The organism is Amycolatopsis sp. NPDC043887, assembly GCF_056435665.1.
This window is the reverse complement of sequence record NZ_JBWKEB010000005.1, coordinates 1-24,762: the sequence shown is the minus strand read 5'-3', so window position 1 is coordinate 24,762 and position 24,762 is coordinate 1. Positions and strand designations below refer to the sequence as shown.

Here is a 24,762-nt window from a genome sequence, read left to right as displayed (position 1 = left end):
GTGCCCGGCCGCCCCTGAGATGCTTTCCTGGTACCAGCGAGTACTACCGGTGAGTACCGACGATCGACGAAGGACGGTGGGATATGAGCCCGGCCAGCAGCGCCACCGCGGTCGCCGACCTGCCCGCTCCGAGCACCACGCGCGGGCACGAACGATCCTCCCGGCCGATCGAGCTGTCGGGATCCTTCACCCATGAGGGTCACCGGCTCGCCTACACCGAGTTCGGCTCCGGCGACCGGGTGGTCGTCCTCACCCACGGCATCATGCTGACGAGGCGGATGCACGCTCCGCTCGCCCGCAGGCTGGCGCGGGCCGGTTTCCGCGCGGTGACCCTCGACCTGCTCGGTCACGGCGATTCGGACCGGCCCACCGACTCGTGGCTGTACTCGATGCCCGCATTCGCGGAGCAGACCGTCGCGCTGCTCGACCACCTGGAGATCGACGCCGCCGTCATCGGCGGGACGTCCCTGGGTGCCAACGTCGCACTCGAAGTGGGCGTCGCCGCCCCCGAGCGCGCGCTGGGCCTGGTCGTCGAGATGCCCGTGCTGGACAACGCGATCGTCGCCGGGCTGATCACGTTCGCGCCGCTGCTCATGGCCGCCCGGTTCCTGCCGGTGACCGTGCAGGGGGTGGCGCTGGCGGCGAAACTCGTGCCGCACGGCAACCAGTGGGTCGACGTCGTCACCGACACGCTGTCCCAGGAGCCCGCGCCGATGGCCGCGCTCCTGCACGGCGTGCTCTTCGGCCGGATCGCGCCGCCCAAGTCCATCCGGCGGAAGATCGAGACCGCGGCGCTGGTCATCGGGCACGAACGCGATCCGATCCACCCCTTCGGCGACGCCGACACACTGGCCGCGGACATGCCGGCGGCCGAGTTCGTCCAGGCCCGCAGCCCGGTCGAGTTGCGCTTCGATCCGACTCGCCTGACCGACACCATCGCTGAGTTCTCCGCGCGCTGTCATGACCACTGATCCGGCGCCGACCCGGGACGTGGGCGCGGAAGAACTCCGGACCGGGCGCCTGCTCTTGAGCCGCCCGGGTCCCGAAGACCTCGACGCGATCTTCGCCCTCCACACCGATCCGGAGGCGTGCGCGCATAACCCGTCGGATCTGCTGGAGACGCGGAAGGAGGCGGAGTTGCTGTTGCTCCGCTGGTCGCATCAGTGGAACCGGTACGGCTTCGGGTACTGGACGATCCGGCGGCACGACTCGGCGGAACCGCTGGGGTTCTGCGGGGTGAAGATCGTCGGCTTCCGGCGACGCCCAGTCCTGAACCTCTTCTACCGCTTCTTCCCCTCGTCCTGGGGTTCCGGCTACGCCAGTGAGGCCGCCGCAGCGGCGGTGGACTGGACCCGTGTCCACCGGCCGGACGACCTCGTGATCGCCCGCGTCCGGCCGGGGAACGTGGCGTCGCAGCGGGTGGCGCTGCGGGCCGGCCTCGTCCGGGCGGAGCACCTCGACTCCCCCGGCGAGGACGGGACCGACTGGTTCTACGTCTCGGACCCCGGCTACGAGGGCTGAGCCAGCCCCGCCACCGGGCCGAAGACGATCACCGCGGGGGGCCGCACCCCGGCCGTGGCGGCGTCTTCGACCACCTTGTCCAAAGTGGAACGGAGAACCCGCTGCGTGCGCATGGTGCCGTCCTCGACGATCGCCACCGGCGTGTCGCCCGGGCGCCCGGCCTGGAGCGCCTTCGCGAACAGCGGGAGCCGCTCGACGCCCATCATCAACACGATCGTGCCGCGCATCTTCGCCAGCAGATCCCAGTCCACCAGCGACTTCTCGTCGTCCGGCGCGACGTGGCCGGATACCACGACGACCTCGTGGGCGACGCCGCGATGGGTCACCGGAACGTCCGCCGCGGCGGGAACGGAGAACGCGCTCGTGATGCCGGGGACCATCGTCACCGGGATACCCGCTTCGGCACAGGCGAGGACTTCTTCGAAGCCGCGGCCGAACAGGTACGGGTCGCCGCCCTTGAGCCGCACGACGAACTTGCCCGCCTTGGCCCGCTCGATCAGCGTGGAGTTGATCACTTCCTGGCTGGCGGCGCGGCCGTACGGGATCTTCGCGGCGTCGACGATCTCCACGTGGGGCGAGAGTTCGTCGAGCAGTTCGCGCGGAGCCAGCCGGTCGGCGACGACGACGTCGGCCCTGGCGAGCAGGCGGCGGCCGCGGACGGTGATCAGTTCCGGGTCGCCGGGGCCACCGCCCACGAGGGCGACACCCGGGAGGTCACCGTGGACGTCCGGGACGCGGCCGTCGGCGACGGTGCCGGCGCGGAGGCCGTCGAGGATGCTGTCCCGGACGGTGGCCGACCGCAGCGGCTCGCCGCCGGAGAGCACGCCGACCAGCAGCCCGCCGTGCCTGCCCGAGGCCGGGGTGACCGCGCTGCCGAGGTCCCCGTCGTCGGCGCGGACGCAGAACACCCGCGCGCGTTCGGCTTCGGCGCACACGGCGGCGTTGACCTCGGGATCGTTCGTGCACGCCAGCGCGTACCAGGCGTCGGCGAGGTCGCCCTCGGCGTAGCGGCGCTCGTGCCAGACGATCTCGCCTGCGTCGGCCATGGCGCTCACCGACGGCGTGGTGTGCGGCGAGACCAGTTCGACCCGCGCGCCGGCACTGATCAACCGCGGCAGGCGGCGCTGGGCGACCGTCCCGCCACCGATCATCACGACACGACGGCCGGCCAGGTCGAGGCCGGAGAGGTAATGCGGGTCATCCATGCGGGGCAGTGTAAGGATTCAGAGCCCCTGACCGCGATCCGAGTGAGAACCGCCTCAGCTCTCCAGCAGGGCCAGCAGCTCGGTGTTGCCGAACATCCTGGCCGCGTCGATCGCCGACGGCTCCCCCGCCGTGGCGTCCGCGCCGCCCTTCAGGAGCGCCTTCACGACCTCGGGCTCGTTCTTGAACACCGCGCCGGCCAGCGGGCTCTGCCCACGGTCGTTCTCGCGGTTCGGATCGGCGCCGCGTTCGATCAGCGCCGCGACGGTCTCGGCGTGACCGTGGTAGGCGGCGAGCATGACCAGCGTGTCGCCCCGGTCGTTGGTCAGGTTCGCCGGGATGCCGGCGTCGACGTACGCGACGATCTCGGCCGTCGCGCCCGAGCGGGCGAAGCCGAACACCTTGGCCCACAACTCCAGCAGTTCGGGATCGAATTCCTCGGCCTGTCCGGGGTTCTCCGTCATGCGGCCGATTCTTCCACAGGAACGCGGTCCGGGCGGCGGGCCGCACCGCCCGGACCGGCGGCGTCAGCGCCCCGCGTTGGGGTAGGGCAGCAACGCCATCTCGCGGGCGTTCTTGATCGCCGTGGCGACCTGTTTCTGCTGCTGGGGCGTCAGCCCGGTGACCCGGCGGGCGCGGATCTTGCCGCGGTCGGAGATGAACTTCCGCAGCAGATCGACGTCCTTCCAGTCGACCTCGGTGATCTTGTTGGCGTGCAACAGGTTCGTCTTGCGTTTGAAGGGACGGTCGCGGTTCGCCTTGCCCATCGCGCTCACCAGCTCGACTTCGTGACGCCGGGCAGTTCGCCGTTGTGCGCCATCTGCCGCATCCGGACCCTCGAGAGCCCGAACTTCCGCAGGTAGCCACGAGGACGGCCGTCGGCGGCGTCGCGGTTGCGGATCCGGGTCGCGCTCGCGTCGCGGGGCATCGCCTGCAGGGCCGACACGGCCGCCGCCTTCTCCTCGGGCGACGCGGACGGCGAGGCGATGGTGGCCTTCAGCTCACGCCGCCGTTCGACGTAACGGGCGGCGACGACCTTGCGCTGCTCGTTCTTGGCGATCTTCGACTTCTTGGCCATCAGCGCTCCTCCTTGAACTCGACGTGCTTGCGCGCGACCGGGTCGTACTTGCGCAGCACCATGCGGTCCGGGTCGTTGCGGCGGTTCTTCTTCGTGACGTAGGTGTAGCCGGTGCCGGCGGTCGAGCGGAGCTTGATGATCGGCCGGATGTCGGTGCTCTTGGCCATCAGAGCTTCACCCCTTTCGCACGGAGCTCGGCCACGACGGCCTCGATCCCCCGCTTGTCGATGGTCTTCATGCCCTTCACCGAGACCCGCAGGCGGACCCAGCGTCCTTCGCTCGGCACGAAGTACCGCTTGGCCTGCAGGTTCGGCTCCCAGCGCCGGGACGTGCGCCGATGCGAATGCGACACCTGCTTCCCATAGCCCGGTTTACGGCCGGTGACCTGGCACACGGCGGACATATACCCTCCCAAGTTGATATCGGTTGTCGTTTTCATTTACTCTACACAGCCGAACCAGAACGCCCTCGACGCCCCGGAGCTTCAGTGACCGACAACCCCCGTGTGCCCCTCGTCCTGATCAGTGGCCTCGCACCGGGACCGAACGCCGATCTCGCCGAGCGGCTGCGCCTCGCCGAACCCGGCACCGCCGTCGTGCATCACGACCTGAGGCAGATTCACTCCGGAGTGGTCCGGCGCCGGATCCGGCTCGGCGACCGCGACCAGCTGACGGTTCTCGAACTGGCGCACGGCTGCGTTTCGTGCACGCTGCGCGAAGACCTGTTGCCGTTGCTGCGCAAGCTCTCCCAGATGCCGCAGGTGCGGCGGATCGTGGTGCGGCTCGACGAGGCGATGGAGCCCGAGCCGGTCAGCTGGGCACTGCACAACGTTCTCGTCGGTGAGCGTCCGGTGATCGAAGACGTCGACCTGCGGGCCGTGCTGACGGTCGTCGACTGCGCGGGTTGGCTGGCCGACAGCACCGGCGACGACACGCTGGCCGAGCGGAACCTGCGGGCCAGCCCCGAGGACGAGCGCACCGTCGCGCAGGTCGCGCTGTCCCAGGTCGAGTTCGCCGATCTGCTCGTCCTCGCCGGAGCGGCGACCGACGCCTGGTCCGCGGCGAAGGCCTCGGCCGTGCTCGACCGGGTCGCGCCGTCGATCCCCCGCGTCGAACTGTCCTCCGTGGACGGGAAGACAGTGCTCGACGCCGTCCCCGCCGACGCCCGGCGCGGCGAGGTCACCGACATGCACGGCCCCCTGCTGCGCGGCCAGCCGCCGTTGCACACCGACTGCGGGATCGGGCTGCTCACCTTCACGTCGCAGCGCCCGTTCCACCCGGAGCGCCTCCACGACGCGATCGACGTCCTGCTCGACGGCGTCGTCCGCACCCGGGGACGGCTCTGGGTGGCGAGCCAGCCGGACATGGCGCTGTGGATCGAATCCGCGGGTGGCGGCCTCGGCGTCGGGCACGCCGGACCGTGGCTCGCCGCCCCGGACGGTCCGGACTGGGCCGCGGTCTCCCCCGAGCGCCGCACCCTCGCCTCCCTGCGCTGGGACCCGCTGTTCGGCGACCGCGCGCAGGAACTGGTCGTCGTCACCGATCAGGCCACCCCGGACGAGATCGAAGCCGCCCTGAACGGGGCGTTGCTGACCGAGGAGGAACTCGCCGCAGGTGAGCAGGAATGGCTCCGTTACCCGGATCCGTTCGGCGAATGGCACGAAGAACCGTGCGAGGACACGGAAACCGACCCCGAGAAGCACGACGTGAACACGTCGAACCGAAAGGACGAAACGCAGTGAAACCGGGAATCCACCCCGACTACCACCCCGTGGTGTTCAAGGACCTCTCCACCGGGGACGCCTTCCTGACGCGCTCCACCGCCACCTCGGACCAGACCATCGAGTGGAGCGACGGCAACACCTATCCGGTGGTGAACGTCGAGATCAGCTCGTGGTCGCACCCGTTCTGGACCGGAAACCAGCGGATCATGGACAGCGCCGGCCAGGTCGAGAAGTTCCACCGCCGCTACGGACGACGCGGAGGATCGAAGTAATGGCCGTCCCGAAGCGCAAGATGTCGCGCAGCAACACCCGGTCCCGGCGTTCGCAGTGGAAGGCGGCCGTGCCGGATCTGGTGCCGATCAAGGTGAACGGTGAGACGAAACTCGTGCCGCGCAAGCTCATGAAGCACTTTCACCAAGGTGGGGAATGACGACGCCGGTCACGGTGCTGTCCGGATTCCTCGGTGCGGGCAAGACGACCGTGCTCAACCACGTCCTCGCCAACCGGGACGGGCTTCGCGTGGCGGTGATCGTGAACGACATGAGCGAGGTCAACATCGACGCCGCGCTGGTGCGGGACGGGAACAGCCTGTCCCGCACCGAGGAACGGCTCGTCGAGATGACCAACGGCTGCATCTGCTGCACCTTGCGCGACGACCTCCTGGAGGAGGTCTCGCGGCTGTGCGAGGACGGCCGGTTCGACTACCTGCTCATCGAATCGAGTGGGATCTCCGAGCCGATGCCCGTGGCGGCGACGTTCTCCTTCGCCCGCGAGGACGGCGCGACCCTGCTGGACTCCGCGCGGCTCGACACGATGGTGACCGTGGTCGACGCGGTGAACTTCGAGCGGGAACTGGCGGCCGGGGACGCGCTGACCGAACGCGGTCTGGACCAGTACGACGGGGACGAGCGGACGGTCAGCGACCTGCTGATGGACCAGATCGAGTTCGCGGACGTCCTCCTGCTGAACAAGGCGGACCTGGTTCCGGCCGCATCGCTCGAACGGCTGACGGCGGTGCTGCGTCGGCTCAACCCGGCCGCCGACGTCGTCGTCTCGACCCACGGCCGGGTGCCGCTCGGCCGGGTGCTCGGTACCGGGCGTTACGACGTCGAGCGGGCGCAGGAGGCACCAGGCTGGGTGGCGGAACTCAACGGCGATCACGTTCCGGAGACGGAGGAGTACGGGATCTCCAGCGTGGTCTTCCGCGCCGAGGTCGCTTTCGATCCGGAGCGGCTGTGGGACTTCGTCGGGCGGCTCGATTCCGGGGAGTTCGGGACGGTCTTGCGGTCGAAGGGGTTCTTCTCGCTGGCGTCGCGGCCCGGGGTGACCGGGCTGTGGTCGCAGGCGGGTTCGGTCGCCCGGTTCGAACCGCAGGGTGTCGAGGAGGTGCCTCGGCAGGAGCTCGTGTTCATCGGCGTGGGGCTGGAGGAGGACGCCCTGCTGGACTCGCTCCGGTCTTGCCTGGCCGCCGGTTCGGCCGGAGCGGATCCATTCCCGGAGTGGGAAGCGGTACACGTCCACTGAAGTCGTGAGTGGCCCGAGTGTCCACAGGGGACGCTTCCGGGCCACCGAATGCCCGATTTAGGCACGTATGCACAGTTCCATCAGGGGGGCGTGAGTGATAAAGAGGGTTCTAACCCTCTTTATCACTCACGACCCCCTCGCCCAGTCGGGCAAAGTGATCAAATCGGGCGCGCCGAGCACGGGAGATGTCCCTTGTGGACGGTCGAGGACGCGCGTCAGGTCTTGGCGATGCCGCTCGCCGCTCACGACCACCTCATCTGGCGCACTTCCGCCACTGTGGCGGGCAAGCCAGCGCGAGGTCAGTGGTCGTCGTAGTGGTCCCCGTGCGCGGCGTGGCGGTGGCCGTCGTGCAGGTAGTCGACGTGGTCGCCGTGCGGCACCGCGACATGGCCGCAGCCCTCGCCGTGGGCGTGGTCGTGACCCTGGTGCGGGATGTGGTCGCCGGTCTCGCACTCGTCGAAATGCCCGTCGTGTGCGCGGTGCAGGTGCCCGTCGTGCACGTAGTCGACGTGGTCGCCGTGGGGCACGGCGACATGGCCGCATCCTTCGCCGTGAGCGTGCGTATGGCCGGCGTGTTCGGTGTGCGCGGCGGTCATCACCGGGTCCTTCCTGATCGGAATGCCTGATCAGGCGGACCGTAGCACCGGTCTACGGGCCCAGCAGCGCTCTCACCCGACCGAGTGCCCGCACCTGGTCGGCCCAGCGCGGGCCCGCCAGCCCCACGACGATGTGGGCCGCTCCCGCCTCCCGGTACACCGCCAGCCGTTCGGCGACGGCTTCGGCGGAACCGGTCAGCGGCAAGGCGAGCGCCTGTTCGAGCGGCATCCCATAGGCGTCGTTGATCCCTGTCGCCAGATCCGCCGCCGTCGGCAGGTCCGCGCCTTCGCCCAGCGCGCCGGTGGCGCCGACCGCGATCACCGGGTTCGCGACGCCGAGATCCGTCAGCCGTCGCCGTCCGTCGTCGACGGCGTCCGGCGGCAGGAGCGACGGGAACCATCCGGTGCCGTGCTCCGCGACGCGCCGGAGCACGAGCCTGCCCCGGTTGCCGACCCAGATCGGCGGGACCGCCACCGCCGGCGCCAATTCGACGACGGCGTCGCCGATTCGCACCTCTTTGCCCGCCAGCAGATCCGGCAGCAAGCGGAGCGCCTGGTCGGTGCGCGGGCCGCGTTCGCCGAAGGGGACCCCGGCCGCGGCGAACTGGGCTTCTCCCCCGCCCGAGCCGATGCCGAGGATCAGCCGTTCGCCCGACACCTGTTGCAGCGAGGCGATCTGCTTGGCCGCCCACGCCAACGGCCGCATCGCCGGCACGAACACGCTCAGCCCGATCCGGATGCGGGTCGTGACCGCGGCGGCGACCGCCAGCCCGACCGTGCTGTCGAGCGAAGGACGGCCGGTCATCAGGTGGTCGCCGAGGAAGACACTGTCGAGGCCCGCGTCCTCGGCCTGCCGGGCGGAGACGCGGAGGTCGCCGGACGGGAGGATCACACCCAGTTTCATGAGCCCATCGTGCGACCTCCACTCGACTGGAGGTCAAGGCGCCGCGATCAGGCGATGCGGCGGCGGTGCCCGGCCCAGAACGGCTCCCGGAGCGCCCGCTTGTCGACCTTGCCGATCGCCGTCAGCGGCAGCGCGTCGGCGAAGTCCACATCGGACGGGACGAAATGCTCGCGCCCGAAGAACACCCTGGCCTGAATCCGGACCTCTTCGGCGGTCAAAGCACCTGAAACGGCGGGCACCACCACGGCGTGGACCCGCTCGCCCTCACCGCCGTCGCCAGGCACACCGAACACGGCCACGGAGCGGATCAGCGGATGCCGCGCGAGCGCGTTCTCGACCACGGTCGAATACACCTTGGTGCCGTGCTCGCCGGTGATGATGACGTCGTTCGCCCGGTCCAGCAGGTAGAGGTACCCCTCGTGGTCGAACCGCCCGAGATCACCGGTCCGCAGCCAGCCGTCCCCGATCGGCGCCGCCCCGTGGTAACCGACCATCATGGACAGTCCACGCACCAGGACCTCCCCTTCGTCGATCCTGGCCTCCATGCCCGGCACGATCCGGCCCACGGACTCGAGCCGCTCCGGCCGCCCGGCGAGCTCCGCCGCGGAGATGCTCGCGATCATCGGCGCCTCGGTGAGCCCGTATCCTTGCCCGACCACGGGCCCGAACACTTCGAGCGCCTGAGCCAGCCGTCTCGGCGGAAGCGGGGCGGCACCCAGTGAAAGCTGCCGCACACTGCTGACATCGCTCGATGTCATGGCCGGATGGTCGAGCACCTCGGCCAGGCGCGCGGGCGTGAGGGACAACGCGGTGATCCGGTGTTCCACGATCGCGTCGAGTACCGTACCCGCGTCGAAGCCCCGCAGCAGGACGACACTCTCCCGCCGCAGGATCGCCCCCAGCACGGTGGCGTTGCCGGTCATATGCGTCATCGGCGCGATCAGCAGCGTGCGTCCCGGCCCCGCCGGATCCGGCGCGAATATATGCGCCATCCCGTCGTAGATCCCGCTGTGCCGGATGAGTTTCGGCGCCCCGGTGGTACCCCCGGTCGGAAAGATGACGGTGACCGAACCCGGCAGCCCCGCCGGGTCGGTACCGTCGCGGTCCATCAGTTCGTCGAGCGTGATCACCCGCTCGACGTCGACGGGCCAGTCCGCCGGCTGCTCGGTCACCAGGGTCGTGACACCGGCCGCCTTTACCGCGGCGAGGCGATCCGGCGAACTCGCCGACGCCGCCACGAGCAGCACCGTCGAACCCCGTAGCTGTGCGGCGATCTGCAGGAGGACGGTTTCCGGCCGGTTTCCGGCGTCGATGGCGACCACCCCGCCCTCCGGCAGTCCCGCGTACATCCGGCGCACCAAGTCGAGCGCCTGCCCGTAGCCGGTCTCCACGCCGTCCTGGACGAACAGCACCTCGTCGCCTCCCGAGCGCAGCGCGGCCAGCACACGGGTCAAGAACAGACTCTCCACCGGCCGGACCCTAACCCAGGGTCAAGACCCCGAGCAGCAGCCACCGGCCGGAGCGGCACCCTCGTAGGCGTCGTGCCAGTTCCACCACTCGTACGGCGGCGTCTGCGGATAGCCCTCCGGCGAATCCTCCCACGCCTCCTGCCGCCCCAGCGCGGTGATGTCGAGGTAGCTCCAGGTGCTCCCCATCGCCTCGTCGCCGCGATCGTTGACGAAGTACGTCCGGTACACCTGGTCGCCTTCACGGATGAAGGCGTTGGTGCCGTGCCATTCGCCGACCCCGAAGTCGACGTCGAAGTCGCCGGCGATCGTGTACCACGGCATCGTCCAGCCCATCCGCGCCTTCATCCGCGCGATATCCGGTTGCCCGCCCCGGGAAACGAAGGCCAGGGTGGTGTCACGGGCGTTCAGATGCGCGACGTGCGCCACCTGGTCGGCCACCAGCGAGCAGCCTTTGCAGGCGTGGTCGGGGAACCCTTCCACACCGGGGTCGAAGAAGGCCCGGTAGACGATCAGCTGACGGCGTCCCTCGAACAGGTCGAGCAGATTCACCGCGCCGGACGGCCCTTCGAACTCGTACGGCTTCTCGACCGCGAGCCACGGCATCCGGCGCCGCTCGGCGGCGAGCGCGTCGCGGGCTCGGGTCAGTTCCTTTTCCTTCACCAGCAACCGAAGGCGCGCTTCTTCCCATTCGGTCGCGGACACCGTGTTCATCCCGCCAGCTCCGCGGGCAGGACACTTTGCCGGTTCGGCTGTCCTTCGCCGGTCGTGATCAGCTCCCGCAGGCTGGTGCCGACGTAGAAGGTCCATGCCTTGTGGCAGACATCGAAGCATTCGTACTCCGGGACCAGCCCGTGGTGGGTGAAGCGCGCTTCGGCCTTGCCGTCCTTCTCGCCGATCTCGAACGTGATCGTGGTGCCGACCCATTCGGTCTCGTCGCGGGTGAAGTCGAAGTGGTTCTCGAGGACCAGCCAGGAGACCTTGCGGCCCGGCACGGACTCGGTGATCCGGATCCGGCAGCGGTGGACCTCTTCGTAGTGGTACTCGAACTCGTCGCCGGAGTGCACGACCTCTTCCGACCACCACCCGCGTACGTCGTTGAACGCGTCGAAGACCTGTTGCGGCGTCTGATCCACGGTGAAACTCGTCGTGAAGCTCATGATGAACCCTCCAGATGGTCTTTCAGAGCCGCGAGCGGCCCGTCCCAATCACGGGCGAGCGCGGCGAGGAACTGCTGGGCGACCTGCATCGGGGCCGAATGCAGCCGGTAGCGGACGCGGCGCCGCTCCCCCTGTTCCGGGATCACCAGCCCCGCGTCGGTGAGCAGTGCGAGGTGCTTGGCGATGGCCTGCCGCGTGATCGGCAGCCGGTCCGCCAGGTCGGTCGCCGTGGCCGGGCCGCCCGAGGCGAGGACGGCGAGAATGCTCCGCCTGCTCGGGTCGGCCAAGGCGACGAAGACCTGTTCGGCGATCGTTTCGATGTCAGGCGGCATCGAGGTATTCGATCAGTTCGCCCAGCTCGGCCGCCCACCCGTTCGTGTTCCCTTCGAACGCGACCTGGTGTGCGTCGTCCGGCAGCTGGGAGAAGCCGGACTCGACGACGGTGAGCCGCGTACCTTCCCCGTTCCGGACGAGCGTGAACTCGACATAGGTGCGACGAGGATCGTCGTCGGGCAGACCGTAGATGTTCCAGGTGAAGCCGAAGATCTCCGGTTCCTCGACGCGCTCGACGCGCATGTTCGCCTTGTGCCCCTCGTCCCATTTCATCTCGGCCTCACCGCCGGGCCGCAGGTCGATGCTCGCCTGGTTCCCGAACCAGGTGCCCAGGCCCTCGGCCGTGGTCAGCGCGGCCCAGACCTTCGCGGGCGGATGGGCGATCTCGACGGTGCGTTCGATTCGGTCGGGGAATCCCACGACAGCCTCCTCAAGTAGCAATCAATCGGTTGCTATAACTTTGTATAGCAACCGGCCGATTGCGTCAAGACTGGTTTCAGGAAGCCGCGTACAGCGAGCCGAGGAATTCGAGCAACAGCCGTTCGCGCAACGGACCGGGTGCCGTGGCCAGCAGCGCGTTGATCTCCGCCATCCGGGTGGGCAATCCGGCCGCGCCGCCGAGACCCGCGGCCGCCAGCAGTCCGGCGAACTGCTCCGGCGTCAACGTCGCCGGGTCCAGCGCCGCGACGAACTCGGCTACTTGCGGGTCGACGACGACCGGCCCCGCTTCGCGGGCGGCCACGACCGACGCGGCGAGATCGGCCAAGAAGTCCTTCTCGCTCCCGCGGTTCGCGGCCGTCACGGTCAGATGCAGGTTCGCGGGCGACGACTCGTGGGCGAACTGCGGCTGGACGTACCAGCCGCGCTCCCGCATCTCGTCCGCGACGGTGAACAAGTCGAAACCCGCGCCGTCCTCCACGGTGAGGGCCAGCAGGGTCGACACTGGATCGCCGAGGACCCGCAACCCGTCCAGCGCCTCGATCCCGGCCCGGATCTCGACGGCCGCGTCACGGGCCGCCGAAGCCAGCTTCCGGTAACCCTCGTCGCCGACGTGACGCACGACGGCCCAGGCCGCGGCTAGCGGGCCGCCGGATCGCGTGCTCTGCAGCGTGGTGTTCAGCATCGTGTAGCCGGGCCAGTCCGCGCTGGCGAAGTACTGCGGCCGGCGAAGGTCCGCGTTGGCGTGCAACAGAACCGACACGCCTTTCGGGCAGTAGGCGTACTTGTGCAGATCGACCGAGACGCTGGTGACACCGGGGACGTCGAAACCGAACGGGCCGAGCCCCAAGTACGGCAGCACCCAGCCGCCGATGCAGGCGTCGACGTGGAAGCGGACGCCGTCGAGCAGCACGGCGATCTCGGGGATCGGGTCGAGGACGCCGTGGGCGTAGGACGGCGCGCTCGCGACGACGAGCACCGTGCTGTCGTCGACCGCGGCGGCCATCGCCTCCGGGACCGCGCGGAAGGTCACCGGATCGATCGGCACCGAAACCACGCGGACGCCGAAGAAATGCGCCGCCTTGTGGAACGCCGCGTGCGCGGTCGTGGGCAGCACGATATTCGGCGTGGACACGTCGGGACGCGCGTCGCGGGCGGCCAGGACGGCGAGCATGCACGACTCCGTGCCGCCCGAGGTCACCGAACCGGCCGTCTCCGCCGTACCGCCCAGCAGCCGCGCCGCGGCGCCGACGAGGTCGTTCTCCATCCGCAGCAGACTCGGGAACGCCGTCGGGTCGAGGCCGTTCGCCGACGACGCCAGCGCGTGCGCGGCCGCGCCGAGTTCGTCCACTTCGGACAGACCGCTGTCGTAGACGTACGCGAGCGTCCGGCCGCCGTGGGTCGGCAGGTCGCCCGCCCGCAGTTCCCGAAGCTCCTTCAGGATGTCCTCGGCGGTCACGACCGGCGCTCCAGTACCGACTTCCGCAGCAGCGGAATGCCGAACAGGATCAGCACCGCCGGGAGGATCGACGCGCCGAGCAGGATCGCCGTGAGCGCGCTGTCCGGCTGCGCGACCTTGGCGTCGAGGCTGGACTGATAGCCGCCGAACTGCAGCACCAGCCCCCAGAGCCCCGGTCCGAGCGCGAGCCCCAGCGTCTCCGACGCCGTCCAGACACCGGCCGCGACCCCGGCCCTGGTCTCCCCGGTCCGCTCCTCTTCGTCGCTGATCAGGTCCGGCAGGATCGCCAGCGGGAACACCGAGATCCCCGCGTAGCCGACGCCGCAGAAAGCGACGAACACCATCGTGACGGGGAACGGGAACACCTTCGCGCCGAGAAGCCCGAACAGACCGACGCCGAACGCGGCGGTGGCGAGCCGGAACCCGACCAGTTTCCCGACACTCGCCCCGAGTTTGGGCCACAGCGGCATGGTCAGCAGCGCCGGGCCGACGAAACCGACGAACAGGACCGTGGAATAGCCGGAGCTGCCGAGGATCCGTTCGGCGAAGAACGGGATCGCGGCCAGCACCGTGCCGATTCCGAGCGCCTGGACGAAGTAGACCCCGAGCAGCCAGCGGAACGGCCGCCACTGCGCGAGCGTCCGGAGCAGTTCACGCGGACTCACCGTGTTCGGCCGCAGTGCGCCGACCGGCGCGTCCTTCAGCCCGAAGTACACGCCGAGGGTCGCCAGCAGGATGATCACGGCGATGAACACGCCCATGACGCGGTAACCGGTGACGCCGCCGACGAGTTCGGTGATCGCCGGGGCCCCGCCGCCGCAGATCAGGATGGCGACCGCGAGGAAGCCGATCCGGATGCTGGTCAGCTTCGTGCGTTCCTCGGCGTTGTCGGTCAGTTCGGCGGGCAACGCGTTGAACGGCACCTGGAAGAACGCGTACGCGGTGGCGCACAACAGGAACACGACGACGACGTAGATCGCGTCGGGCACCGGGCCGCCGAAGCCGGGGTGGGCGAACAGGGCTGCGAAGAGGATCGACACGCCGATACCGCCGAAGAGCAGGAACCGGCGGCGGCTGCCGGTGCGGACCATGTCCGCGTCCGACAGCCTTCCCGCGATCGGGTTGAAGAGCACGTCCCACGCCTTGGGAATGAACACGATCGCGCCGGCCACGCCCGCGGCGACGCCCATCGTGTCGGTGAGGTACTTCAGGAGGAGCAGGCCGGGAACCGTGCCGAAGGGGCCGGTGACGAACGAGCCGAGCGAGTAGCGGTACCTCGTCCGTGCTGGCAGGGCTGCCATGATCCTCCTCGAGGCGGTTCTCCCGATGAAGGCCTCAGTATTGGATCTTGGCCACCACCGGGTAGTGGTCGGAGGGAATCGTGCCACCGTCGTAATACACGAGCTGTACCGGGCCGACAGCGGCGAGTGGACGGCCGCCCGCGCGCACGGCGCCGACGTAGTCCAGCGAGTCGCGGTAGGTCGCCGGAACGGACTTCGCCGCGTTCGGGTTGGTGGCCGCATCGAAGGTGTACGCGCCTTCGCCCGTCGTGCGGAGGATGCCGTCGAGGAAGGCTTCGCCCTGCTGGGCCTGGGTGCGGCCGAGGGAATCCTTGCGCGCCTGTCCCGCCCAGTACTCGATGTTCAGGTCGCCGGCGATGACGACCGGTTCGCGCGCGGGAGCGTATTTCGTGACCAGGTCCCGGATCTCGCCCAGCTGCGCCATCCGGATCTCGTGCGCCTTCGGCAGCGTCTCCGGTCCCTCGTCCGCCTGCAGGTGCGTACCCGCGATCCACACCGGCTTCCCGTTGACGACCAGGCGGGCGAGCGCGGCTCCCTTGTTGGAAAGGTAGTCCGCCGTGCCCGAGTAGGAATTGCGGAAGACCAGCTGGTGCTGCTCGGTCACCGGCGCCTTGCTGAGCACGGTGACCCCGCCGTTGACCACTACGGGGGAATTCGAGCAGTTCCCGTTCACCGTGGTCCAGCCGGGCGACGTGGAACAGTACTGGCCGACGAGCGGGGTCTGGTGCGGCCAGGCGTCCTTCAGCCGGTTCCGCAGTTCCTCCGCCTGGGCGCTGAAAGCCTCGTCCAGGACGACGACGTCGGCGTCGTTCGCGCGGATGACGTCCTCCGCCGCGCGAGCCCTGGCCTGTTTGTCCGAAGTGTTCGGACTGGCGATCCAGGGCAGCTGCCAGATGTTGAACGCCATGACCTTCACCGAGACCGCAGCCTGGGCGGGCACGGCGGTTCCGGCGAACATCGCGGCGGCGATGGCGAGTACGGCGAGCTTCCGCACGAAAGACCCTTCCGGTGTCAGGAGACGACGAATGTCCGCGAAGTCCCGCTGAACGCGGAGATCGCCCCGTTCCAGCCGTTCTTCCAGTTTCCGAAGTGGATCACGCGATATTTGCCGATCGGGGCGTTCGCGGGGATCTTCCAGTGGACGACGGCTTTCGATTCGGCGACGAACGTCCGCGCCCAGTGGTACTTCGTGTCCCAGTCGCCGTCGTCGGCGTGCCGGACCCACTTGCCGTCGGCCAGCCGCTGGATCTCCAGGAACGTGCCGCCGCGCCGCAGGTCGTTCTTCGGATGCCCGGTGACGAACTCGACCGCGACCTGCTCGCCGCGCGCGTAGGTGCTCTTCGCGTCGACCAGGACGTCACCGAAGTTCTTGAACGCGGGCGGGCTGTCGAAGACGACCCCGGGCTGGAAGTTGATCAGCTTGCCGCGCAGATCGCGAGGCGTCGGCCCGTGCGGCACCGCCGATCCCACCTTCATCGCGGCCGCGAGTTTGGCGAATTCCTGCTGGTACGCCGGAAGTGTGTACCGGCCGTACAGGGTCGACGCGCCTTCGTACTGCTGCGAGTCGTACTCCTCGGGCGTGGTGACGTACTGGCTGTACGCGTTGGCGTACCCCTGGACGAGCACGTTCTCCAGCGGGACACCGAGTTCGGCGGCGACGGTCCGGCGCAGGCGCAGTCCGGCGACGATGGTCAGCTCGGCGGGCACGGCCACGAGGTGCAGCTGCCCGATCCGGACGAGCTGCAGAGGCAGGACCTCCGGCACCCACGGATACGGCTTCATCGCGCCGAACGGCACCGCGATCACCTTCGGCGCGTGCGCGTCGGCGAGTGCCTGCGGAATTGGCGCGTCGATGCCGCCGAGCCAGTCGATGAACGGGTTCTTCACGCCTTCGGGCAGCGGCAGGCCGGGTCCGTCCTCGCGGCTGCCCGCCAGCATCGACACCCCGATCGCGGCCGTGCAGGTGCGCTGCGGCCGCCCGTTCGGGGTGTACTTCGCGTCGACGGCCACATCGGACATGTCCACGTAGCACATCCGGTGGTCGACGCCGCCCGTCACGGCCTCGGCCGCGGCGTCGAAGGCGCTCTTCGCCGCGCGGAACTGGAGGTCACCGATCGTGCGGGTGTTCTCGAACTCGGTTTCGGGCGTGCCGGGTTCGAGGTTCAGGTTCGGGCTCATGTCACCGGTGTTGGTCTGCGGGAAGGCGGCGACGAACCGCGGGTTCCCGTCGAGGTACCGCACGCCGGCGTGGTCGTGTTCCCATTCGTAGGCGGCGTACCCCTTGTTGTCGCCGCTGATCAGGTGGTTGCCGTTGCTCATCGACGTCCCGTGCGTGGCGAACCAGCTGATCGCGCCGACGTCGACGCCGTTCTGGCTGAAGCGCAGGACCGTGACGGCCGGGTCGATCGCCTGCGGGAAATGATCCTTGTCCGCCTGCGGGTTCAGGTCGAAGGCCTTGCGCGAGCGGTTGACGCTGGCCTTGGTCAGCTCGGCACGGCCGAGCCGGATCGCCCCTGGCGCGAGGTTCGAGTGTGCCCGGCTGATCGCTTCGAAGATCCCGTCGACGTGCGCGTCGTACACCTGTTGCTGGAAGCCGAGGATCGCCAGATCGTAGGCGGCGTAATGGGAATCCCCGCCGCACGCGGAGTGGGTGTGCGTGGCGTTGAGGAGGACGTTCTGCTCGGTGTACAGGTCGCCGTACGCGGCCTGGAGCTTGCGCAGCACGCCCTGGTGGACGGACTGGAACAGCGCGCCGAGGTCCGCGGTGACGAAGGCGATCCGCTTGGCGCCGTCGTCGACCACGAAAGCGCGCGCCCGGGTGCGGAGGTGGATGCCGGCGGTCTGCTGCTGCGGCATCGAGTAGCCCATCATGCCGTTCTCGGCGGCCGGTCCGGTGACGTCGGAAATGCCGACGCCGACACGGAAACCCTTCGCCGACGCCGCTTGCGCCTGCTGGGCGCCGAGCATGCTCGCCGCGATGGGCAACGCCGCCGCACCCGCGAGAACCCGCCTCCGGCTCACCGTCATGAGTCGCACCTCCCGGCCACGAACATGAACCGACTTCATGTTCGTGGCCGGGACGCTACGTGATGGGCCTCACTGTCGCAACCCCACGAAAGGCGGGACGAAGGGCGCTACCGACGAGGCGGCCCCTGGGATCGTCCATGAAGGATTTGAGACACTCAACGTCCCAAATCCTTCATCAACGCGAGTTCGCCTCGGCTCCAGCCGACCGCACGCCGAGACCAGGGCTAGTCCGTTCCCACGCGGGGGTCGTGAGTGGCGAAGAGGGTTAGAACGATCATTGCCACTCACGACCGCCCTTACCTCTCATGAGAACCGCTACGAAAGGGTCTCCGCGACCTTCGTGAGCGTCGCGGCATCGCCCCGCAAAAGCAGCGTGGTCACGACGGTCTCGTCCCACGCGGCGAGTTCGTCACGGATCTTTTCCGCCGGTCCGATCAGTGAGGTGTCCTCGACCAGCGACGTCGGGATCGCCGCGGTCGCCTCGTCCTTGCGGCCTGCCAGGTACAGCTCCTGCACCTTGTCGGCGACGTCCTCGTACCCCATCCGGGCGAAGACGTCGTGGTGGAAGTTGACCGATTTCGCACCCATGCCGCCGATGTACAGCGCGAGCGACGGCTTGATCCAGCTCGCGGCCTCCTCGACGTCGTCGTGGACGAGCACCGGGACGGACGCGGCGACCTCGAAGTCGTCGAAACCGTGCCGGGCACCGGGACGCGAGAAGCCCTCCTGCAGTGCTGCCCGATAGAAGGCGTCGCTCTTGGGCGAGAAGAACAACGGGAGCCAGCCGTCGCAGATCTCCGCCGACAGCGCCACGTTCTTCGGCCCCTCCGCGGCGAGGAAGATCGGGATCTCCTTGCGGAACGGATGCACTGTGGACTTCAGCGGTTTGCCGAGCCCCGTGCCGCCCCGCAGCGGCAACTGGAAGTGCTGCCCGTCGTGGGTCACCGGCGCCTCGCGCGCGACGACCTTCCGCACGATGTCGACGTACTCGCGGGTGCGGGCGAGCGGCTTCGGATAGGGCTGCCCGTACCAGCCTTCGACCACCTGCGGCCCGGACGCGCCGAGCCCGAGCACGAACCGGCCGCAGGACAGGTGGTCCAACGTCAGCGCGTGCATGGCCGTCGCGGTCGGGGTACGCGCCGACATCTGGACGATGTTGGTGCCGAGCTTGATCCGGCTGGTCGACGCGCCCCACCAGGCGAGCGGGGTGAACGCGTCCGAGCCGTAGCCCTCGGCGGTCCACACGGAATCGAAGCCGAGTTCTTCGGCCCGCGAGACCGCGTCCAGCGCGCCCTCCGGCGGGCCGGACGACCAGTAACCGAGGTGGTAACCCAGCTTCATCGAGGCTCCTAGTCAGACGTTCGGTGAGTAGTGCTCGGGTTTGCCCCGCTCCGAAAGCGGCGGAAGGTTCCTCGCGGGAGTCTCGACCAACGGCGCGTCCGGGGCCAGTTCGCCACGCTCCCGGCGCCAGCCCGCCCTGGCACGCGGGTGATAGCGGCGGTCTCGCGGGACCAGCTTGAACGCCGCGTTGATCAGCTTCCCCACCCGGCGATGGCGTCGCTCGTCGCGTTCGGTCCAGGTGTAGCCGAGCCGCTCGCGGATCGGCGGGTCGTACAGGCCGACCGTCAGCCAGACGAAGTTCCGCGCCACCTGCCCGCGGACGAGGTGCCAGGCGAAGTCCGGCAGCCACGGGAGAAAATTCGGCTTCGGAAGGTCCTTGATGTCGAGGACGTCGCGCGTGGCCTTGTTGTCCTCCAGCACGTCCTCGCACATGCGCTTCCAGTACAGCTGGAAGTCCTCCCACGATTCCGGTACCGGGCGCATGCTCATGCCGTACATCTCGTACCACTGGACGTGCTCGTCGAACAGCTTCCGCTTCTCGGCCTCGCCGATCCCGCCGCAGAAGTTGTCGGCGATGAGGATCGCGCTCACGAAGAACGTCGAATGCGCCCAGTAGAACGTGTCCGGGTTGAGCGCGTGATAGCGCCGCCCGTGTTTGTCGACGCCCTTGATCCGATCGTGGTAGCCACGCACTTCCAGCGCGGTCTGCCGGGCGCGCGGGCCGTCGTAGATCACTCCCCCGATCGGGTACAGCGAGCGGAACAGACGCTGCCAGCGTTCCTCGAAGAACCGCGAGTGCTCCTCGACGCCCGCGCCCAGCTCAGGGTGCATGTTCTGCATGGATCCGGCCCACAGCGCGATGAGCAGCCCACGCCAGTCCCCGAAGTACTTCCAGGTCAGCGAATCCGGTCCGAGCGGCCGCGGCTGTGTCATCCCCGGTCTCCTCACTGAGCTGGTTAAATTGACCACAACTGTTGTCAGGTTAAAGTTGACAACGGCCGTAGTCAACAAGAGGAGCCGATCATGGCCGGCCGCAGCTGGGCAGGCACGACCCTGGACGACCGCAAGGCCGCACGGCGGGGACAACTCGTCGACGCGGGCCTCGACCTGCTCGGGACCCAGGGCAGCGCCGGGGTGAGCGTCCGCGCGGTGTGCCGTCACGCCAAGCTGACGGAGCGGTATTTCTACGAGAGCTTCGCCGACCGCGAGGAACTCGTCGTCGCGGTCTACGAGCACATCGGCGCGCAGGCGCGGCAGGCCCTCGTCGACGCGGTCAGCGACACGGCCGAACCCGCCGAACGAGCGAAGGCCGCGGTCCGCGCCTTCGTCGAATTGATGCTCGACGATCCGCGCAAAGGCCGCGTGCTCCTGCTCGCGCCGATCACCGACCCCGCGCTGACCACGCGCGGCATCGCGCTCCTCCCCTCGTTCGCCGAACTGGTCAGCGGGCAGCTGTCCCATGGTGACGCGGCCGAACGGCAGATGACGTCGATCGGGCTGGTCGGCGCGCTGAGCAACGTGTTCATCGCCTACCTCGACGGCTCGCTCAAGGTGAGCCGCGAGCGCCTGATCGACCACTGCGTCCGCCTCGTGCTCGGGGCCGACCGTCAACCCTGACCGCGTTCGGCGACCAGCTGCAGGGCGATGTCGATGATCATGTCCTCCTGCCCACCCACGTATTTCGCGGCGCCGACGCGATACAGGATTTCGTGCGCCGGGACGTCGTAGCGCTCGGCGGCGCGTTCGGCGTGCAGGAGGAAACTCGAGTACACCCCTGCGAAGCCCTGCACGATCGACGACCGGTCCATCACCGGCAGCCGCGTGATGTAGGGCTTCACGACGTTTTCGGCCGCATCCATCAGCACGTCCTTGTCGACGCCGGTGCGGATCCCGAGTCGCTCGAACGTCGCCGCGAGAACCTCGGTCGGCGAGTTGCCCGCGCCCGCGCCGAGCGCCACGAGCGAACCGTCGATCTGCCGGGCGCCGGCCCGGTAGGCGAGCACCGAGTTCGCGACACCGAAACTCAGGTTCTGGTGTCCGTGGTAACCGACCTGCGCCTCGTCGCCGAATTCCGCCACCAGCGCGGCGACACGTTCACCGGCGTCCTCCAGGATCAACGCCCCGGCGGAATCGACGACATAGACGCACTGACACCCGGCGTCGACCATGATCCGGCCCTGTTTCGCCAGTGCCTCGGGCGTGGACATATGGGACAGCATCAGGAAACCGACGGTCTCCAGCCCGAGTTCCCTTGCCGCGCCGAAATGCTGGACGGACACGTCGGCCTCGGTGCAATGGGTCGCGATCCGGACCGCGCCCGCGCCGAGGTCGGCCGCCACCCGCAGGTCGCCGACGGTGCCGAGGCCCGGCAGCAGCAGAACGGCGATCTTCGCGTGCCGTGCCTCGTTGACCGCCGCGGCGATCAGCTTTCGTTCGTCCACAAGGGAAAAGCCGTAGTTGAACGTCGAGCCACCGAGCCCGTCGCCGTGGCTGACCTCGATCAGCGAGACCCCGGCGTCGTCCAGCGCCCGGACGGTGTCGCGCACGTTCTTCTCGGTGAACTGGTGCGCCATCGCGTGGCTGCCGTCGCGCAGGCTGGTGTCGACCAGTCGGACCTCACGGTTCACGTCGTCCCAGCTCATGCCGCCACCTCCTGAGTGGCCAGAAGGTCACCGACACGGGCGGCCGCAGCCGTCATGATGTCGAGGTTCCCGGCGTATTTCGGCAGGAAGTCCCCGTTCCCGGCGACCTCCAGGAACACCGCGACCCGCGCCTGCCCGCTCCACCCCGGGCGGGGTGGGTCGTATTGGGGATCCGCCTTGAGCGTGTAACCGGGCACGTAACCCTGGACCGTCTCGACCATCCGGTGGATGGATTCGCTCACCGCGTCGAAATCCGCGTCCGGGTCGATCGCGCAGAACACCGTGTCGCGCATGATCATCGGCGGTTCGACCGGATTGATGATGATGATCGCCTTGCCGCGGCTCGCTCCCCCGACGAGTTCGATCCCGCGCGCCGTCGTCGCGGTGAACTCGTCGATGTTCGCCCGGGTGCCCGGCCCCGCCGAGCGCGACGAGACGGACGCGACGATCTCGGCGTAGGGCACCGGCGTCACCCGGGACACCGCGTGCACGATCGGGATGGTGGCCTGGCCGCCGCAGGTGATGAGGTTGACGTTCGGCACGTCCAGCCGTTCGGGCAAGCCCACGGCGGGGCAGGTGAACGGGCCGACCGCGGCCGGGGTCAGGTCGATCGCGCGGATCCCGGCGGTGGCGTACCGCGGCGCGTTCGCCAGATGCGCCTTCGCCGAGGTCGCTTCGAAGACCAGGTCCGGCAGCTCGTCGCGCGACAGCAACCAGTCGACGCCGCCGGCGGAGGTCTCCAGTCCCAGTTCCGCGGCCTTGGCCAGCCCGTCCGACTCCGGGTCCACGCCGACCATGTACCGCACCTCGACGTGCTCGCTGCGCCTCAGCTTCGCGAGCAGGTCGGTGCCGATGTTCCCGGGACCGACGATCGCGGCCACCGCTTTCCGTTGCGCCATGCCAGGTGACGCTCCCCGAGCGGATAGGGCACACTCAACCCATGCGTGCCGCTGGGCGGAACGACGACCCGGAACGAACCGGAGCGGACGGCCTCGTCGCCGCCCGGATCTCCGCGCTGCTCTCGGCTTTCCGTCCCGGTGACGACGCGCTCGGCGTTTCCGAGCTGGCGCGGCGGACCGGCCTGGCGAAATCGACCGTCCACCGGCTCACCGGGCACCTGGTCGCGACCGCCCTCCTCGAACGCGAGGGCGCGGCGTTGCGGCTCGGGCTGAAACTGTTCGAGATCGGCCAGCTGGCGGTACGGCGCCGGGGACTCGTCGAGGCGGCGCGTCCGTATCTGGCCGATCTCCGCGAAGCGACCCGCAACACCGTGCATCTGGCGGTCCTGGAAGGCACCGAGGTCGTCTACCTCGACATCCTGCGGGGGCCCGACGCGCCGTCATTGCCGTCCCGGATCGGCGGCCGTTTTCCCGCGCACGCCACCGGCGTCGGCAAGGCGATCCTCGCGTTCTCGCCGGAATCCGTGGTGACACAAGTGATCGACGCCGGATTGCCGCGCGTCAGCGTACGGACGATCACCGCCGCGGGCCTGCTGCGCCGTCAGCTCGCCAAGATCCACGGTGAGGGAATCGCGTTCGAACGGGAGGAATCCGGCGTCGGCGTCGTCTGCGCGGCGAGCCCGCTGCTCGACGCGCAAGGGGTGGCGGTGGCGGCGTTGTCGATCTCCGGCTGGGCGAACCGCATGCACACCAACCGGGTCGCACCCGCGGTGCGGACCGCCGCCTTGGCTCTTTCCCGCACCCTGTAAGGGGTTCTACGCGACGAGCCCTCGCCGGACCAGTTCCGGACGCACACCCTCACCGAACCAGTACGCCTCCTCCAGATCCGGATAGCCGGAGAGGACGAACTCCTCGATGAGGTCGGCGACCTCCCCATGACTGCCGACGTGCGCGGTGCCCGCGCCACCGCGCACGAGGCCGATCCCGGCCCAGAGATTGGGGTACACCTCCAAACCGCGGACGCCGCCGCCGGTCTTCCCGCGGTGCAGCGCGGCCATCCGCTGCTGACCCACGGATTCGCTGGCGGACAACTGTTCCTGGGTGTGGGCGATCCGCTCCGGGTCGATCGCGTCCAGCAGTTCGCCCGCCTCCGCCCAGGTTTCGGCCGACGTGTCACGGGAAAGGGTGTGCAGCCGGATACCGAAGCGGAGCTTCCGTGCCTGCTCGTCGGCGAGCTCGCGGACCTTGGCGATCTTTTCGGCGACCTGCGCGGGCGGCTCGCCCCACGTGAGGTAGACGTCGGCGTGCCTCGCCGCGACCGGCAGCGCCGCCGCGGACGAACCACCGAAATAGATCGACGGAACCGGATCCGGCGCCGCGCGCGTGGTCGCGCCCTCGACCTTGAGGTGCTCGCCGTCGAAGTCGAACGGCTTGCCGCTCCACACACCGCGAACGATCTCGAGGAACTCCCCGGTGCGGGCGTAACGCTGGTCGTGATCGTGCCAGTCACCGAAACGGCGCTGTTCGACCGTATCGCCGCCGGTGACGACGTTGAGCAGCACCCGTCCTTGCGAGATCCGCTGGAACGTCCCGGCCATCCGCGCGGCCAGTGTCGGGGAGATCGTCCCGGGCCGGAACGCGACCAGGAACTTGAGGCTTCTCGTCTCGCGGATCAGCGCGGCCGTCGTCAGCCACGCGTCCTCGCACCAGGTCCCGGTCGGTGTCAGCACGCCTTCGAAGCCGTTCGCCTCGGCGGCGCTGGCGACCTGCGCGAGGTAGCCGAGGCTCGGCTCGCGGGCCGCGGACGCCCCGGCGGCGCGGAAGTGCTCAACGATCGTCCGGCCGTCGCCGGTGGTGGGGAGGAACCAATGCAGCTTGAGCGTCACGGTTCCGAGCTTCGGCTCCCCGCACCGGACCGGCCAATCCGCGGGCTCCGCGTCCCGCGATCTGGACGCCCCCTCTACGCATTCAGAGGACTAAGGGGTCCTAACAGAATGACCTTTGGGGTGTGGTTTGATGCCGTGTCTCGTTGATCTTCGGTGAGAGGTGGGCTGGGTGGGGCAGCGGCGTCCGTGGGAGGTCGACGACGGTCTGTGGGAACGGATCGAGCCGTTGTTGCCGCGGGTGGAGCGTCGGTTTCGACATCC

Annotated in this window: 30 protein-coding genes and 1 pseudogene; 9 read left to right on the top strand and 22 right to left on the bottom strand. The window is 69.1% G+C overall.

Annotated elements, in window-relative coordinates; all coding sequences use genetic code 11:
• The first annotated feature begins 83 nt into the window (after positions 1-83).
• Both AC069H_RS14540 and AC069H_RS14535 read left to right on the top strand, forming a co-directional pair.
• On the top strand, positions 84-971 hold the full coding sequence (locus tag AC069H_RS14540) for an alpha/beta fold hydrolase (RefSeq protein ID WP_478232596.1): 888 nt from the start codon (positions 84-86) through the stop codon (positions 969-971).
• Positions 961-1,521, top strand: a complete 561-nt coding sequence (locus tag AC069H_RS14535; RefSeq protein ID WP_478232595.1) for a GNAT family N-acetyltransferase — start codon at positions 961-963, stop codon at positions 1,519-1,521. Before AC069H_RS14540 ends, AC069H_RS14535 begins: the two co-directional genes overlap by 11 nt.
• Here AC069H_RS14535 and cobA read toward each other — a convergent pair.
• From cobA to rpmB, 6 genes are all read right to left on the bottom strand, one after another.
• On the bottom strand, positions 1,509-2,726 hold the full coding sequence (gene cobA, locus AC069H_RS14530; protein WP_478232594.1) for a uroporphyrinogen-III C-methyltransferase: 1,218 nt from the start codon (positions 2,724-2,726) through the stop codon (positions 1,509-1,511). The two genes, AC069H_RS14535 and cobA, sit on opposite strands and share 13 nt — an antisense overlap.
• Before the next feature lie 54 nt (positions 2,727-2,780).
• Positions 2,781-3,188: an ankyrin repeat domain-containing protein gene (locus AC069H_RS14525; protein ID WP_478232593.1), complete on the bottom strand. Its 408-nt coding sequence runs from the start codon at positions 3,186-3,188 to the stop codon at positions 2,781-2,783.
• Positions 3,189-3,251: 63 nt separating this feature from the next.
• Entirely contained in the window at positions 3,252-3,500 is a 249-nt protein-coding gene (gene rpsR, locus AC069H_RS14520) for a 30S ribosomal protein S18 (protein ID WP_465422176.1), read from the bottom strand.
• A complete protein-coding gene (gene rpsN / locus AC069H_RS14515) occupies positions 3,497-3,802 on the bottom strand; it encodes a 30S ribosomal protein S14 (RefSeq protein ID WP_016334058.1) in 306 nt (101 codons plus the stop codon). The genes rpsR and rpsN overlap by 4 nt, the downstream gene beginning before the upstream one ends.
• Positions 3,802-3,969, bottom strand: a complete 168-nt coding sequence (gene rpmG / locus AC069H_RS14510) for a 50S ribosomal protein L33 (RefSeq protein ID WP_005149953.1) — start codon at positions 3,967-3,969, stop codon at positions 3,802-3,804. Before rpmG ends, rpsN begins: the two co-directional genes overlap by 1 nt.
• A complete protein-coding gene (gene rpmB, locus AC069H_RS14505) occupies positions 3,969-4,205 on the bottom strand; it encodes a 50S ribosomal protein L28 (protein WP_005149951.1) in 237 nt (78 codons plus the stop codon). The genes rpmG and rpmB overlap by 1 nt, the downstream gene beginning before the upstream one ends.
• Before the next feature lie 84 nt (positions 4,206-4,289).
• Here rpmB and mrf point away from each other — a divergent pair, with 84 nt between their 5' ends.
• Genes mrf through AC069H_RS14485 form a run of 4 tightly spaced genes read left to right on the top strand, consistent with a single transcriptional unit; the run spans position 4,290 to position 7,049 of the window.
• Positions 4,290-5,543, top strand: a complete 1,254-nt coding sequence (mrf, locus tag AC069H_RS14500) for a ribosome hibernation factor-recruiting GTPase MRF (protein ID WP_478232592.1) — start codon at positions 4,290-4,292, stop codon at positions 5,541-5,543.
• Entirely contained in the window at positions 5,540-5,797 is a 258-nt protein-coding gene (locus tag AC069H_RS14495; protein WP_007032638.1) for a type B 50S ribosomal protein L31, read from the top strand. Before mrf ends, AC069H_RS14495 begins: the two co-directional genes overlap by 4 nt.
• Positions 5,797-5,955, top strand: coding sequence for a 50S ribosomal protein L32 (rpmF, locus tag AC069H_RS14490; RefSeq protein ID WP_005149940.1), 159 nt, complete (start codon positions 5,797-5,799; stop codon positions 5,953-5,955). The genes AC069H_RS14495 and rpmF overlap by 1 nt, the downstream gene beginning before the upstream one ends.
• Positions 5,952-7,049, top strand: a complete 1,098-nt coding sequence (locus AC069H_RS14485; RefSeq protein WP_478232591.1) for a GTP-binding protein — start codon at positions 5,952-5,954, stop codon at positions 7,047-7,049. The genes rpmF and AC069H_RS14485 overlap by 4 nt, the downstream gene beginning before the upstream one ends.
• Before the next feature lie 299 nt (positions 7,050-7,348).
• On the opposite strand, the gene AC069H_RS14480 is transcribed toward AC069H_RS14485, so the two are convergent.
• The 13 genes from AC069H_RS14480 to AC069H_RS14420 form a co-directional block, all read right to left on the bottom strand.
• Positions 7,349-7,645, bottom strand: a complete 297-nt coding sequence (locus AC069H_RS14480) for a hypothetical protein (protein WP_125794207.1) — start codon at positions 7,643-7,645, stop codon at positions 7,349-7,351.
• A 52-nt stretch (positions 7,646-7,697) separates the two neighbouring features.
• On the bottom strand, positions 7,698-8,549 hold the full coding sequence (locus AC069H_RS14475; protein ID WP_478232590.1) for an LLM class flavin-dependent oxidoreductase: 852 nt from the start codon (positions 8,547-8,549) through the stop codon (positions 7,698-7,700).
• A 47-nt stretch (positions 8,550-8,596) separates the two neighbouring features.
• Positions 8,597-10,018, bottom strand: a complete 1,422-nt coding sequence (locus AC069H_RS14470; protein ID WP_478232589.1) for a class I adenylate-forming enzyme family protein — start codon at positions 10,016-10,018, stop codon at positions 8,597-8,599.
• A gap of 21 nt (positions 10,019-10,039) precedes the next feature.
• Positions 10,040-10,729, bottom strand: coding sequence for a DUF899 domain-containing protein (locus AC069H_RS14465; RefSeq protein WP_478232588.1), 690 nt, complete (start codon positions 10,727-10,729; stop codon positions 10,040-10,042).
• Positions 10,726-11,175: an SRPBCC family protein gene (locus AC069H_RS14460; protein WP_478230755.1), complete on the bottom strand. Its 450-nt coding sequence runs from the start codon at positions 11,173-11,175 to the stop codon at positions 10,726-10,728. The genes AC069H_RS14465 and AC069H_RS14460 overlap by 4 nt, the downstream gene beginning before the upstream one ends.
• Positions 11,172-11,507: an ArsR/SmtB family transcription factor gene (locus AC069H_RS14455; RefSeq protein ID WP_378441724.1), complete on the bottom strand. Its 336-nt coding sequence runs from the start codon at positions 11,505-11,507 to the stop codon at positions 11,172-11,174. The genes AC069H_RS14460 and AC069H_RS14455 overlap by 4 nt, the downstream gene beginning before the upstream one ends.
• A complete protein-coding gene (locus AC069H_RS14450; RefSeq protein ID WP_478232587.1) occupies positions 11,497-11,928 on the bottom strand; it encodes an SRPBCC domain-containing protein in 432 nt (143 codons plus the stop codon). The genes AC069H_RS14455 and AC069H_RS14450 overlap by 11 nt, the downstream gene beginning before the upstream one ends.
• Before the next feature lie 76 nt (positions 11,929-12,004).
• Positions 12,005-13,405: a pyridoxal phosphate-dependent decarboxylase family protein gene (locus AC069H_RS14445; RefSeq protein WP_478232586.1), complete on the bottom strand. Its 1,401-nt coding sequence runs from the start codon at positions 13,403-13,405 to the stop codon at positions 12,005-12,007.
• Positions 13,402-14,706, bottom strand: a complete 1,305-nt coding sequence (locus AC069H_RS14440; protein WP_478232585.1) for an MFS transporter — start codon at positions 14,704-14,706, stop codon at positions 13,402-13,404. Before AC069H_RS14440 ends, AC069H_RS14445 begins: the two co-directional genes overlap by 4 nt.
• Before the next feature lie 34 nt (positions 14,707-14,740).
• On the bottom strand, positions 14,741-15,700 hold the full coding sequence (locus AC069H_RS14435; protein ID WP_478232584.1) for a sphingomyelin phosphodiesterase: 960 nt from the start codon (positions 15,698-15,700) through the stop codon (positions 14,741-14,743).
• Between the two features lie 17 nt (positions 15,701-15,717).
• Positions 15,718-17,733: a neutral/alkaline ceramidase gene (locus AC069H_RS14430; RefSeq protein WP_478232583.1), complete on the bottom strand. Its 2,016-nt coding sequence runs from the start codon at positions 17,731-17,733 to the stop codon at positions 15,718-15,720.
• 315 nt (positions 17,734-18,048) lie between these two features.
• Entirely contained in the window at positions 18,049-19,074 is a 1,026-nt protein-coding gene (locus tag AC069H_RS14425; protein ID WP_478232582.1) for an LLM class F420-dependent oxidoreductase, read from the bottom strand.
• A gap of 12 nt (positions 19,075-19,086) precedes the next feature.
• Complete coding sequence (locus tag AC069H_RS14420) at positions 19,087-20,007, bottom strand: oxygenase MpaB family protein (protein WP_340682184.1); 921 nt, start codon at positions 20,005-20,007, stop codon at positions 19,087-19,089.
• 90 nt (positions 20,008-20,097) lie between these two features.
• On the opposite strand from AC069H_RS14420, the gene AC069H_RS14415 reads away from it, so the two are divergent.
• The gene (locus AC069H_RS14415) at positions 20,098-20,691 is read left to right on the top strand and encodes a TetR/AcrR family transcriptional regulator (protein WP_478232581.1); all 594 of its coding nucleotides are present in this window, start codon (positions 20,098-20,100) and stop codon (positions 20,689-20,691) included.
• Here the strand turns inward: AC069H_RS14415 and dmpG are convergent.
• Together dmpG and AC069H_RS14405 are read right to left on the bottom strand one after the other, a co-directional pair.
• Positions 20,682-21,716 carry a 4-hydroxy-2-oxovalerate aldolase gene (gene dmpG, locus AC069H_RS14410; RefSeq protein WP_340682185.1) on the bottom strand — a complete coding sequence of 345 codons (1,035 nt, stop codon included), beginning with the start codon at positions 21,714-21,716 and terminating at the stop codon, positions 20,682-20,684. The genes AC069H_RS14415 and dmpG overlap by 10 nt on opposite strands.
• A complete protein-coding gene (locus AC069H_RS14405) occupies positions 21,713-22,615 on the bottom strand; it encodes an acetaldehyde dehydrogenase (acetylating) (RefSeq protein ID WP_063273523.1) in 903 nt (300 codons plus the stop codon). The genes dmpG and AC069H_RS14405 overlap by 4 nt, the downstream gene beginning before the upstream one ends.
• Positions 22,616-22,656: 41 nt before the next feature.
• Between AC069H_RS14405 and AC069H_RS14400 the strand changes: the two genes are divergently transcribed.
• Positions 22,657-23,424, top strand: coding sequence for an IclR family transcriptional regulator (locus AC069H_RS14400; protein ID WP_478230766.1), 768 nt, complete (start codon positions 22,657-22,659; stop codon positions 23,422-23,424).
• A gap of 6 nt (positions 23,425-23,430) precedes the next feature.
• Here AC069H_RS14400 and AC069H_RS14395 read toward each other — a convergent pair whose 3' ends face one another.
• Positions 23,431-24,501 (bottom strand): LLM class flavin-dependent oxidoreductase, encoded by a 1,071-nt coding sequence (locus tag AC069H_RS14395; RefSeq protein ID WP_478232580.1) that lies wholly within the window; start codon positions 24,499-24,501, stop codon positions 23,431-23,433.
• A gap of 169 nt (positions 24,502-24,670) precedes the next feature.
• On the opposite strand from AC069H_RS14395, the pseudogene AC069H_RS14390 reads away from it, so the two are divergent.
• A pseudogene (locus tag AC069H_RS14390) lies at positions 24,671-24,762 on the top strand (IS5/IS1182 family transposase); the annotation flags it as partial.